Source organism: Paraburkholderia atlantica, from assembly GCF_000092885.1.
Taxonomy (GTDB): Bacteria; Pseudomonadota; Gammaproteobacteria; order Burkholderiales; family Burkholderiaceae; genus Paraburkholderia; species Paraburkholderia atlantica.
Genome location: NC_014117.1, coordinates 1,447,097 through 1,459,617, shown reverse-complemented (window position 1 = coordinate 1,459,617; position 12,521 = coordinate 1,447,097). Strand labels below are relative to the sequence as shown.

Here is a 12,521-nt window from a genome sequence, read left to right as displayed (position 1 = left end):
CGTGGTCGCAATCGTTTCTGGTCGTACGCGCGCGCCCCCTCCTTCCGCGCGTCTCCCTATGCTTCTCCGAACGGACGCAACGCTCCCGCGCCGCGATGCTCATCGTGTTCGTGGTGCTGCCTGTGCAATTCGCCGTCGAGCGCCGCGCTGTCGGGCCGACGCAGCTTCGTAAAGCCGCCGCGATAGACGTTCTCGACGTAGGACATGATGTTTTCCTGCGCCACCGACGACAGGATCGCGTGATCGGTGTGTTTGCAGAAGGCCACGTGAATGCGCGGGAAGCGCGCGAGCCGCCTGCCGCGCACGCCGAAGTAGCGCTCGAGCTCCTCGACGCCTTCGTCGAGCACACCGAACACCAGGTGCGTGTCGACGCCCCGCGCATCGAGGTTGGCGAACAGATGCCGCTCGTCACGCGCGCCGAGTTCGAGGCCGCACAGCCGCTCGATCCGGTCGGCCAGCGTTTCGCCGGTCTTCGCGAGCTGGCGTACCACCAGCTCGCGCACGAGGCCCCAGCCGCCCGTCTCGCCCTTGAGCACGCGCAGCCATTTGCCAGGCTGCTTCATCGAGCGCATGTAGTTGCGCGTCGAACCGAACGCGGACACCGGGATCATCGGCTTGCCGTGTTCGTCGCAGACGTTATGCCATCTGAACTTCTGCACGTTGACGATCACCGCGCCCACCACCGCGGGTTCGCGCGTCGCCGCATGCAGGCCGGTGTAGGCGCCCGAGCAGATGCCGACCGGCATCGCGCCCGCGTGACCGCGAGCGACGAGCCAGCGCGACGCGCATGCGGCGTCAGCGGCGCTCGACTGCGAGTACAGCGCGTCGAGGCTCAGCGTGTCGCACGACGGCATGCTGTCGCCGACACCGCCGACGTCGATGCGCAGCGAAGCGATCCCCTGGCGGGCAAGCCGCCGCGCGAAATGGACGCCGAAACGTCCGTTGCCGATCCGCGACACCGCGCCGGTATTGAGCAGCAGCACCGCCGGGGCGTGCGCCGCCGCGGCGCCGTCGGGCCGGCAGTAGATGCCGAACACCTTGCCGTCGTTCAGCCACACCGGCGTCTCGTGCAGCCTCGGCGCGACATAGTGGCCGCCCGCCGGCTCTTCGCCTCGCTCGGGCACGCGCGCCACCGCGTGGGTTGTTCGCGTGCTGCCCGCGAGGAGCCAGTTCTCGATGGTCTCGAACGCGGCGTGCGGCATTTCGCTTTCGAGCGGCTCCATCATGAAGCGGCTGTATTCGTCGAACGGGTGACGCTCGAGCTCGACGCCATGTTCCTTGTAATGCGCGGCGAGCGCACCGGTGCGCACCGGGTTCAGTGAATCGAGCAGCAGCACGCGCGCGGCCGGCCGGCTCGTCGCGCGATACAGATCCGCCGCGTGCAGGCTTTCCAGCGTGTCGCGATACATGCGGAAGCCGTACGCCTCGACGAACTCGTCGGTATCGGGCTCGACCACGCAATCCATCGCGGCCGGATCGTTCAGCCATTGCCGGTAATGCGCGCGCAATTCGCGCTGATAGGTCTTGCCCGACAGCACCGGCGACATCAGCACGAGACCGTGCACGTCACCGAGTTCCTGCGCGGCAAGCGCGGCCAGCATGCCGCCAAGACGCAGACCGCACAAGCTGACCCGCTCGACGCCGGTCGCCGAGCGCAGCTGCGCGACCGCCTGTTTGACGCTGTCGATCCACGCGCGCCACAGGCCGGCGTCGGTCGGGTCGCCAGCCGAATCGCCGGTCGCCGGGTAGTCGAAGCGCAGCACCGGCATGCCGCGGGCGGCGAGGCGCTCGGCGAGCCGGCGCATGCCGCGATACGTGCACAGCGTGTCGTAGCCAAACGGGGAACACATCACAACGCCATCCGGGCCGTGGGCTGAATGCAACCAGCCGAAGTTGCCGTCGAAGACGATGGGTCTCACAGTCCGCTCCTTACGTTTTCTTCCTTTTGATCTGATTACAACAAAGGTGCTGTCGCCCATATGTGCGTCCCGCCACACTGGTTTGGGCTCCGAATCGAGCTGGGCTCGTGTGTCGATGAGCATGCTGTGCAGTGCAACATGCCCCGCGCATGGACTGAAACGCGGCTGATCGCGTCGCTGATGCGCTGTATTGAATGCCCGCGGTTCCGTGCAGCGTGCCGCGAACATCAGATGATGGAGAAGGTGGCGCCCGGGCACGCGACGCCAAGACTCGTGGCCAACCACCACGCTACGTATGACCTTTGCCATTTAACTCCCTCCCGATCGCGGCTATCTGTACGGCCACCCACACAGTTACGCGGCGCCTGGGGGCAAGATGCAAGACCTGCGACGGCGCCGACGCGCAAGTCATACGATAGGCTCGCCCGTCACCGGCCGGACAATGGACCATGGAACGAAGCATCGTCAGGAACATCTTCATCAACTTTGCCGGAGCCATCGCGCCGACCTTCGTTTCCCTCGTGACCGTGCCCGCCTACATCCATCTGCTGGGCACCGAGCGTTATGGGGTGATCAATCTGGTGTGGACGCTGATCGGCTACTTCAGCGTCCTCGATCTGGGCACCAGTCTCGCGACGGAAAACCAGATCGCCAAGGCGCGCGCGGCCAACGACGATTCGATCGAACCGATCTTCTGGAGCGCGTGGTTCATGAATCTCGGCACCGGCATCATCGGCGGTGCGCTGATTTATGCCGGCACCATCGTCTACCTCGCCTACGGCGTAAAAATCGAGCCGGCGTTCCAGCGTGAAGTGATGGCGAGTCTGCCGTGGATCGCGGTCGCGGTGCCGATCGCGAACGTCACGTGGGTCTTCGCGGGCGCGATTACCGGCGTCGAATGCTTCGCGAGCTACAACATCAACCAGATGCTCGGCACCGCGTTGTTCCAGCTGCTGCCGATCGCGGCGATCTTCTGCTTTTCGCCGTCGCTGGCGTTCGTGATTCCGGCCGCCGTGATCGCGCGCTTCATCGCCGGCCTGATGCTCGGCGTGGCCGCCATTCGCGCGCTCGGCATTCGCCGGATGCGGATGCCGCAATGGCGGCGGATGATCGGACTGTTCCGCTACGGCCGCTGGCTGCTGATGTTTTCCGGCGCCAACATGATTGCCTCGACGCTCGACCGCGTGTTCGTCGGCGGACTGCTCGGCGCGCGCTTCGTCACCTACTACGCGACGCCGCAAAACCTCATCAATCGATTGAACCTGCTGCCGCTCGCGATGGTGCGCACGTTGTTTCCGCGTCTGTCGGCGGCATCGCGCGAGGATGCGGATGCGCTCGCGCACCACGCCCTCGCGTTTCTCAATGGCGCTTTTACGCCGTGCGTGATCATCGCGCTGTTCGCCCTGAAGCCGTTTCTGCTGTTGTGGCTCGGACCGCAGCTCGCCGCCTCGGCGCCGGTCGCGAGCGTGCTGATCGTCGGCGTGTGGCTGAGCGGCCAGTCGAGCATCCTCGGCAGCCTGTTGCAGGCGCAGACCCATCCCGCCGCAGTAGCGAGCGTCAGCTGGCTTCAGTTGCCGTTCTTCACCGGCGCGTTGTGGTGCGGCATCCACTGGTTCGGCATCATGGGCGCGGCGGTCGTCGTCGTGTTGAAGGCGCTGTTCGATTACTCGGTATTGCTCGCATTCTCACGGCTGCATGCGTGGACGATCGTGCGCAACATGCTCGCGCATCTGGCGTTTCTGCTCGTCGCGCTCGCGCTCGCGGACTCGATCAACGCGCTGCTGCTGGCGATCGTCGCTGCGCTCGTGTTGAGCGCAGCGAACGTCGGCATGTCGCTGCGCGGCTCGAGCGAGTTGCGCGCCGCGCTTTATCGGCTCTGGCTGCGTTTGGTGCCGTCCTCCGGTCGGGCACAGGGCTGAGCCCGGCATCACAACAGTTCGAACGTATTGACGAACGATGCGCCGTCGCGCTCGCGGCGCCGCTGCCCGAAGCGCGCCTGAGCGCCGCGCACCTGACGCGTGAGACCGATGAACGGGATACCGTGTTCGAGGTACGGCCCCTCCGTTTTGCGAAAGCCGAACTGCTCGTAAAACCCACGCAAACCGAGCGGCGCGCTTACGCGCGTGGCGCGGCCCGGCCAGCGTTCGGCGACCGCTTCGAGCACACGCTCGATCAGCATCTCGGCGGTGCCGTCGCCGCGCCGCAGCGGACTCGTCAACACCTTGTCGATCGTGACTTCCGGATCTTCCGAATCGCCGGGCTGCACCCGCGCATAGGCGAGCACCGGCATCGGCCGCGCCATGTCGTCGACCGCGAACACATGCAAGGCCTGCTCGTCGCGACCGTCCGCGTCGAGGCACACATGCGACTGCTCGACGACGAATACCGCACTGCGCGCACGCAGCACGACATACAACTCACGTGCAGATAGCTGATCGAACTCCAGCGTTTTCCAGTTCATCACGCCCCCGGCGGTCAAAATACTTGGCGAAACCGGCGATGCCTGCCGTGCGCGACAGCAGGCCGATCCATGACGGTCCCTCATCATCGACTACACGGTAGCCTGCGCGAAAGACGTGCTTCCGTGCGCCATCGCACTGACGCTCGGGGTTGCCGATTCTTAAATACGAGCCAATGAAGCGCAGCCTCACCACGTGCCCCCCGGTATCGCAGATGGCTCCACACAGCCCCGCCTGCATCACCGCACTGCACCATCGCGCACACACACTGCGGTCTTCGCACCGCACGAACCTACCCACGAAAATCAGGCGCCCACGATCATTCGATCCCGGCACCCATCGGCAGACCTTTGACCATAAGGGGGAGCACTGCATGAAAACTGCATTGAGACGCATCCTTTCAGAATCCGCACGCCTGGATGTCCCGGTGGAAAGCCTCGCCGACGACGCCGATCTCTATGCTGCCGGACTCTCATCGCTCGCGACCGTCCATCTGATGCTTGCCATGGAAGACGAATTCAACGTCGAAATTCCTGACCGGATGCTGACGCGCCGCCTGTTCTCGAGCATCGACTCGATGGCCGCCGCGATGACGGAGTTGCAGCAGGCCAAGGCGGCAGCATGAGTGCGCCGCTGCTGGATCAGGCCGCCGCAGCGGCCTGCGGGGCGGCCGCGAACTCGACTACCGATGCACAGACCGACGCTGGCCAAGGCCCTGCCAGCGGGGCGCTGACCGCGCTCGACAGCGGTCCCGAATGGCGCGCTGCAGCGCATCGTTGCGCGGCGATCGCCGCGCAGTATGCGGACGCGGTCGATCGTGACGCGCGCTTTCCGGTCGAGGCGTTCGACGCGCTGAAGGCCGAGCGTTTGCTGTCGGCGATGGTGCCGACCGCTTTCGGTGGCGCGGGCCTGTCGCTTGCCGATATCGGCGCGATCTGCGAAACGCTCGCCCAGGGCTGCGCATCGACGGCGATGATCTATGCGATGCATCAGATCCAGGTCGCGTGCATCGACTCTCATCGCGGCACCTCGGCCTGGCAAGCGAGCCTGCTCGCACAATTGGCCGAGCAGCAATGGCTGCTCGCGTCGGCGACATCGGAAGAGACGATCGGCGGCAACATGCGCACGAGCGCGTGCTCGGTCGAGCTCGATGGCGCGCGTTTCCGGATCGAAAAGCTCGCACCGACGATCTCGTACGGCGCGCACGCCGACGGCATCCTCGTGACCGCGCGGCGCACCGCCGAAGCGGCCGCGTCCGACCAGGTACTGATCGTCGCATTGCGCGCGCAAACGCAGCTCGAGCGACGCGGCGGCTGGGACGCAATGGGCATGCGCGGCACCTGCAGCGAGGGCTTCCGGCTCGTCGCGACGGGACTGGCCGAACAGATCCTCGCGACGCCGTTCGCCGACATTGCCGATCAGACCATGCTGCCCGTGTCGCACACGTTGTGGGCGTCGGTGTGGACCGGCATCGCGATCGACGCGGTCAATCGCGCGAAAGCGTTCTTCCGCGCACAGGCGCGCGCGAAGCCAGGCACGATGCCGCCGGCGGGACTGCGGCTTGCCGAAGCGGTCGGGCTACTGCAGATGATGCAGGCGCGCCTGTCGGTCGCGCTGGAGGCTGCGCGCGCCGCGCATCAGGCGCGCGAGGGCGCAATCCAGGCGGACGCGCCGCTCGCGGCGATGCTCGGTTTCGCGTCGGACATGAACACGCTGAAGACCAGCATTTCGACCACCGCGCTGCAGGTCGTACAGGAAGTGCTGATGATCTGCGGCATGGCGGGCTACAAGAACGGCACGCCCTATAGCGTCGGGCGCCATCTGCGCGATCTGCACTCGGCGCCCTTGATGATCAATAACGACCGTATCGCGCAGAACACCGCGAGTCTGCTGCTCGCGCAACGTCCTGCCGCGCCGGGGAGGCCCTGAATGAAGCTGACGACCGATACCGCCGCTGCCGCCACTGCTGCGGCGGCCAGCGCCGCCGACGTGGGGCCTTCGCTCACGCTGCGCGACGAGATGCTGGCCGCCGGCCTGCTGATCGATACCGGCGAAAACGGGCTGTATGGCCGCAGCCAGGTTTTCGAGGACGTGGTCGACCGATTGAACGTCGCGATTACGCATCTCGGCAAAGATCAGCGAGCCGAAGTACTGCGGTTTCCGCCCGCGATGCGCCGTACCGACTTCGAGGATAGCGAGTACCTGAAGAGCTTTCCGAATCTCGCGGGCACCATCCATTCGTTCTGCGGCGACGACATGGGCCACCACCGTCTGTTGCGCGCGCTCGACGATGCGATGGCCGACAGCAACGACGAGCGCGGCGACGCGTGGCTCGCGCAACAGAAACCGACGCGCGTCGTGCTGACGCCGGCCGCCTGCTATCCGATCTATCCGGTGCTGGCGCGACGCGGCCCCCTGCCCGCCGACGGCCGCACGGTCGACGTGCTGTCGTACTGCTTCCGCCACGAGCCATCGCTCGATCCGGGCCGGATGCAGATGTTCCGTCAACGCGAATACGTGCGTCTGGGTAGCCCCGAACAGGTGATGGCGTTCCGGCAGATGTGGATCGAGCGCGGCTCGTTGCTCGTGAAACTGCTCGGCTTGCCCGTCGAAGTCGATCTCGCGAACGATCCGTTCTTCGGCCGTGGCGGTAAGATCGTCGCCGATAGCCAGCGCGCGCAGGCGCTGAAATTCGAGTTGCTGATCGCGGTCGCCGATCCGCGCGGCAAGACGGCGTGCCTGTCGTTCAACTATCACATGGACCACTTCGGCGCGATCTGGAAGATCGCCTGCGAAGACGGCACGACCGCGCATACGGGTTGTGTCGGCTTCGGCATGGAGCGCATCACGCTCGCGCTGTTCCGTCATCATGGGCTCGAGGTCGACGCGTGGCCCGACGACGTGCGCGCGCTGCTGTGGGGCGATACCGGGACCCGCGTCGCAGATGCGCTGCAGGCGGCACAATCTACGCAAACCGTGACCGTCGTCGGGGAGCGCGCATGAATCCCTCGCCGACATCGGCGCCTGCCGGCTCGCTCGCCAACCCGTCGCTGCCGCGACGCGCAGGCGATCCACCGACGCATCAGCAGACCCATGCGGTGCCTCGTGCCGGCACGCAATTGCGCGAGCACGTAGCGCACGCGCTGCATCAGGGCGAACGCGTGTGGCAGGAGACCAACTGCTATGTCGATCTGTGGATCGAGCTGCTGCATGGCTTCGGGCTCGATCCGCGCGCGGCGCTCGCGTTCACCGTCACGCAGGATTTCGAAGGCGATCAGTTCACGTTCTTCAAGTTTCCGCTCGATGATCTCGAACGGCTGTACGGCACCCAGGTGCAGGAGCTCGCGATCTACGACTCGCTCGAAGAACGCGTGCTCGCGCAGACGCTGCGCGGCCACACCGTGCTCGTCGAAGTCGACGGCTACTACCTGCCCGATACGCGCGCAACTTCGTATCGCAGCGAGCATCCGAAGACCACGATCGGCATCGACTTCGTCGACACCGCCGCGCGCCGCCTCGGCTATTTCCACAACACCGGCTACCACCGGCTCGAGGGCGACGACTACGACGGCGTGTTTCGCAAGCTGCCGCATTTCACCGGCCAGCCCGATCTGCTGTTTCCGTACGTCGAGTTCGCCAAGCAGGCGCGGCCCGCACTCGAAGGCACCGCGCTAGCGGAGGCGTCGGCGGAACTGCTGCGCGTGCATCTGGAGCGGCGTCCGTTGAGCAATCCGATTTCGCAATGGCGTGCCGCGTTTCCCGCGCATCTCGACACGCTGTTCGAGCGCGACGAGGCCTACTTCCATCTGTACTCGTTCAATGTGATGCGGCAGCTCGGTGCGAACTTCGAGTTTCTGTCGAAGTATCTGCAGTGGCTGTCCGCGCAAGGCTTCGAGATGCCGCCGACGATACCGGCCGCCGCGCAGCGCATCGCGTCGGAGTCGATGGTGATGCAGTTCCGGCTCATTCGCGCGCTCGCGCGCGGTCGTCGCGATAGCTGCGAAGACTGCTTCGACGTGCTTGAAAGCGCTTATGAACAAACGCTGCCGCCGCTAGCCGCTCTGGTGCGCTAATGCGTTGATGCGTTGATGCGCGCGCTTCGTGCCGCGCGGTTTTTCCGGGAATTGACCGTGGATGTATCGACACTCGATCCGGCGGCTGACGAGGGCGGCGCCGGCCGTCCGCGCGCGGCCGACGCGAGCGCGCAAGCGCACGACGCAAGCACTGCCCTCGCCTCGCCCTCGCTTTGGCCGCAACGGCTCGATACCGGCTGGGCCTGTCTGAGCACCCCACCCAACGCCTATGCGTCACCGCTCGAGTTGCCCGCGCAAGGCTGGCTCGCCGCGCGCGTACCCGGCACCGTCGCGAGCGCGCGGCGCGCCGCCGGGCTGCTCGATGTCGATCACCCGCCACCGCTCGCGTTCGACGATCACTGGTATCGCCTCACGCTGATCGGCACCGGTCGGCGCCGCTTGCGATTTCATGGACTCGCGACGCTCGCGCAAGTGTGGCTCGACGATGTGAAGCGGCTCGATTGCGCATCGATGTTCATCGCCCATGACCTCGATATCGAGCTGGATGGCCGTGCGACGCTCGTGTTGTGCTTTCGCTCGCTGACGCCGGCATTGGCGGCCAAACGCTCGCGTGCGCGCTGGCGCCCTCGGCTCGTGTCGCCGCCGACGCTTCGCAACGTGCGCACGACGCTGCTCGGCCATATGCCCGGGTGGTGTCCGTCGATTCAGGCGGTCGGTCCGTGGCGTCCGATCGAGATGCTCGGCGACGCCCCGCACGCGTTCGACACGATTGATCTGACCAGCCGGCTCGAGCACGACGATGGGGTTGTTTCGTTGACGTTACGTTTCGTACACCCTCACGACGTCGCCGCCTGCCGCGCGACACTTGCGTGCGGCAACCATGTTTCGTGTTTGCAATGGCACGATGCATATACACTCACCGGCGAGTTGCGCGTGCCCCACGCGAAACGCTGGTGGCCGCATACGCATGGAGAGCCCACCTTATATCCTCTGACGTTGCAGCTCGCCGACGTCAACGTGATGTGTCAGCCTCTGGGCTCGATCGGCTTTCGTCGTATCGAAGTGGACCGCGGCGCCGATGCAGCGGGCTTTACCTTGCGCGTGAACGACGTGCCCGTGTTCTGTCGCGGCGCGTGCTGGACCAGCGCCGATCTCGTCACCCTGGCAGGCACCGAAACGCAATTGCGCCATACGTTCGAACTCGCGCGCGCCGCCGGCATGAACATGCTGCGCGTCGGCGGCACGATGCTCTATGAATCAGATCTGTTTTATGCACTCGCCGATGAGTACGGCCTGCTGATCTGGCAGGACTTCGCACTGGCCAATTTCGACTACCCGAACGATGCCGCATTCAGCGCACTGATCGAGCGCGAAGCAAGCCAGTTCCTGATCCGCACACGTCGCTTCGCGTCGCTCGCGGTGCTGTGCGGCGGCAGCGAGGCCGATCAGCAGGCGGCGATGTTCGGACTGCCTGCGGGGCGGCGCGAGCAGCCGTTGTTTACCGAGCTGCTGCCCGCACTCGTCGCGCGCGAACGCGAGGACGTGCCGTATGTCAGCAATTCGCCCTCGGGCGGCGCGTGGCCGTTTTCGACTAACGAGGGCATCACGCACTACTACGGCGTCGGCGCGTATCAGCGTCCGCTCGACGACGTGCGCCGCGCGCAGGTGCGCTTCGCCGCCGAATGCCTGGCATTCGCCAATGTCCCCGACGACGCGACACTGCACGACGCACTCGGCACGGTCCACGCGCACGATCCGCGCTGGAAAGCCGCCGTGCCGCGTGATGCTGGCGCGGGCTGGGATTTCGACGACGTGCGCGATCATTATCTGCAGGCGCTTTACGGCGTCGAGCCGGCGCGCTTGCGCTATGAAGACACGGCGCGTTATCTGGATCTGTCGCGCGCGGTGGTTGCCGAACTGATCGGCGACGTGTTCGCCGAGTGGCGGCGCGCGGGGTCAGCGTGCGGCGGCGGCCTCGTGTGGCAGTTGCAGGATCTGCGCGCGGGCGCGGGCTGGGGCATGATCGACGCGACGGGACGGCCCAAAAGCGCGCTGCACGGCTTCGCGCAGACGTTGCAGCCGTTGCAGGTCACGCTGACCGACGAAGGCCTGAACGGCCTCGATATCCATCTGATCAACGAGCGCGCGCAAACGTTTAGCGGCGAACTGGAACTGGTCTGTCTTCGCGACGGCAGCGTGAAAGTCACGTCCGCGCGCCGCGCGCTGACGCTTGCCCCGCGTAGCCTGCAACGCATCAGCGCAGCCGCGCTGCTCGGCCAGTTCTTCGATCTCACGCATGCGTACCGCTTCGGCCCACGCGCGCACGATGTCACGATTGCAACGCTATACGATGCCGCGAGCGGTGAGATCGTGTCCGAGGCGTTTCATCTGCCCGAGCGTAGCGTGCGCGCGCGTGATGACCTCGGTATGACCGTCCAGGTCGAACGTCGTGGCGACGGCAACGGCTGGCAGCTGGCGATCGAAACGAAGCGCTTTGCGCGCTTCGTTCATATCATTGACCCGCACTATCGCGCGGCGCGCGACTGGTTCCATCTCGCGCCGAACCGGCGCTGTATCGTGCCGCTGCATGCGTTCGAACCGCTGCTGCCGACCGCGTTCGCCGCGTCGCCGCAAGAAGTCGTTGCACCTGCATCAAACGCGGCCTTTAAAGTGGATGAAACAAGCGCGGCACCTCAGGGGGAAGTCCGCGCGATCAATGCGCTTTCCGCCATCTTCTACGGCTAGTGGTCATTCCGAACTAGTCGCGCGCCCGCGAGGCGCACCAAAGCCCGCTTCGCACCTCTCGAACTGTCTGCTCCGCGCACTCACTGTTGGCTCGAACGCGACTGTTAGCAGGTCTGAAAGGCCTTGGGTGCGGCAGCGTACGCACTCCATTTAACACTTCTGAATCATTTCCGGCACTTCAGGAGGAGCGCTTCAAAACGTGCATGCGGCGCCAGGTTCAAATCTGAGACAGCTTCGACAGCCCCCCTGTTTTTGGCCGTGAAGCCTTTGATATCAAGGGATTCCCCGAAACCCAAAGCTTTCATCCGATGCATTGCCCATCCGGAGGGGGTGTGCAGAACTGAAACAAAAAGCCGCTTTTCCTCTCCGGCCACACTCCAGGTTTGTTCGCTGCGCCGCATCAGCACGCGTTTTCTTTAACGTTGGCACGGTCCTCGCTATTACCTTTACGCAACAGAGTGCCACCGCACACGAGCGCAACAACAGAGGCGGTGGCAGACAGGCCTAAAACGGGGCCGATGCTGTTCATCCTAGCTGCTCGCCGGGCAGCCCTGTCCCGAGGATGCGGGCATCGGATCAAATAAACGGAGAGAGGCGCGCGAGGCGCGACTTTCATGCGAGGACCGATCATGTTGACACTTCAATCCGATTTGCACGGTAACCATCTGCTGGGCGCATTGCCGTCGCACGAATGGCAAGCGCTGGCCCCGCACCTCGAACTGGTTCATCTGCGCACCGAGCAACTGCTGTGCGACTCGGGTCAACGGATCCATCACGTGTACTTCCCCACCACGGCGATCATCTCGATGCTCTCGACGATGGAAGACGGCAGCTCCGTCGAGATCGCCGCGGTCGGCCGCGAGGGCATGACGGGCGTGCCGGTCCTGACGGGCGGCGAAACCATGCCCAACCGCGTGCAGGTGCAATGCGCGGGCTTCGCCTACCGGATGAGCGCGCAGGCGCTCAAGCAGCAATTCGCGCGGTCCGACTTTCTGCGCCGCCTGATGCTGCTGTATATGCACGCTCTGCTGACCCAAGTTGCGCAGACCGCCGCATGCAATCGCCATCACGCGCTCAACAAGCAACTATGCCGCTGGCTGCTGATCGAAGTGGATCGCGTCGCGTCGAACGATCTGACCGTCACGCAGCAGCTGATCGCCGACATGCTCGGCGTGCGTCGCGAAGGCATCACCGAAGCGGCCGGCAAGCTGCACGACGAAGGCCTGATTCATCATAGCCGCGGTCATATCAAGGTGCTCGACCGCAAGGGCCTCGAAGCCCGCGCGTGCGAATGCTACGGCCTCGTGAAACGCGAATTCGATCGTCTGCTACCGCGCCTGCGCCAGGCGGAGACCGTCGAATAA

At 65.3% G+C, this 12,521-nt stretch carries 10 protein-coding genes; 7 read left to right on the top strand and 3 right to left on the bottom strand.

What is annotated here, in order from left to right:
* Positions 1–56: 56 nt before the first annotated feature.
* Positions 57–1,919, bottom strand: a complete 1,863-nt coding sequence (locus tag BC1002_RS06425; protein ID WP_013089256.1) for an alpha/beta fold hydrolase — start codon at positions 1,917–1,919, stop codon at positions 57–59.
* A 449-nt stretch (positions 1,920–2,368) separates the two neighbouring features.
* Here BC1002_RS06425 and BC1002_RS06420 point away from each other — a divergent pair, with 449 nt between their 5' ends.
* On the top strand, positions 2,369–3,838 hold the full coding sequence (locus tag BC1002_RS06420; protein WP_013089255.1) for an oligosaccharide flippase family protein: 1,470 nt from the start codon (positions 2,369–2,371) through the stop codon (positions 3,836–3,838).
* Between the two features lie 8 nt (positions 3,839–3,846).
* Here the strand turns inward: BC1002_RS06420 and BC1002_RS06415 are convergent, their stop codons facing one another.
* Positions 3,847–4,380 carry a GNAT family N-acetyltransferase gene (locus BC1002_RS06415; protein WP_013089254.1) on the bottom strand — a complete coding sequence of 178 codons (534 nt, stop codon included), beginning with the start codon at positions 4,378–4,380 and terminating at the stop codon, positions 3,847–3,849.
* Positions 4,381–4,751: 371 nt separating this feature from the next.
* Here BC1002_RS06415 and BC1002_RS06410 point away from each other — a divergent pair, with 371 nt between their 5' ends.
* Genes BC1002_RS06410 through BC1002_RS06390 form a run of 5 tightly spaced genes read left to right on the top strand, consistent with a single transcriptional unit; the run spans position 4,752 to position 11,157 of the window.
* A complete protein-coding gene (locus BC1002_RS06410) occupies positions 4,752–5,003 on the top strand; it encodes an acyl carrier protein (protein ID WP_013089253.1) in 252 nt (83 codons plus the stop codon).
* Positions 5,000–6,307 carry an acyl-CoA dehydrogenase family protein gene (locus BC1002_RS06405; protein WP_013089252.1) on the top strand — a complete coding sequence of 436 codons (1,308 nt, stop codon included), beginning with the start codon at positions 5,000–5,002 and terminating at the stop codon, positions 6,305–6,307. Before BC1002_RS06410 ends, BC1002_RS06405 begins: the two co-directional genes overlap by 4 nt.
* The gene (locus BC1002_RS06400; protein WP_013089251.1) at positions 6,308–7,381 is read left to right on the top strand and encodes an amino acid--[acyl-carrier-protein] ligase; all 1,074 of its coding nucleotides are present in this window, start codon (positions 6,308–6,310) and stop codon (positions 7,379–7,381) included. It abuts the gene before it with no gap.
* Positions 7,378–8,451 carry a DUF1839 family protein gene (locus BC1002_RS06395; protein ID WP_013089250.1) on the top strand — a complete coding sequence of 358 codons (1,074 nt, stop codon included), beginning with the start codon at positions 7,378–7,380 and terminating at the stop codon, positions 8,449–8,451. The genes BC1002_RS06400 and BC1002_RS06395 overlap by 4 nt, the downstream gene beginning before the upstream one ends.
* Positions 8,452–8,466: 15 nt before the next feature.
* Entirely contained in the window at positions 8,467–11,157 is a 2,691-nt protein-coding gene (locus tag BC1002_RS06390) for a glycosyl hydrolase 2 galactose-binding domain-containing protein (protein WP_013089249.1), read from the top strand.
* A gap of 164 nt (positions 11,158–11,321) precedes the next feature.
* On the opposite strand, the gene BC1002_RS37630 is transcribed toward BC1002_RS06390, so the two are convergent.
* Entirely contained in the window at positions 11,322–11,564 is a 243-nt protein-coding gene (locus tag BC1002_RS37630) for a hypothetical protein (RefSeq protein ID WP_157874651.1), read from the bottom strand.
* Between the two features lie 222 nt (positions 11,565–11,786).
* Between BC1002_RS37630 and BC1002_RS06385 the strand changes: the two genes are divergently transcribed.
* The gene (locus tag BC1002_RS06385) at positions 11,787–12,521 is read left to right on the top strand and encodes a Crp/Fnr family transcriptional regulator (protein ID WP_006048767.1); all 735 of its coding nucleotides are present in this window, start codon (positions 11,787–11,789) and stop codon (positions 12,519–12,521) included.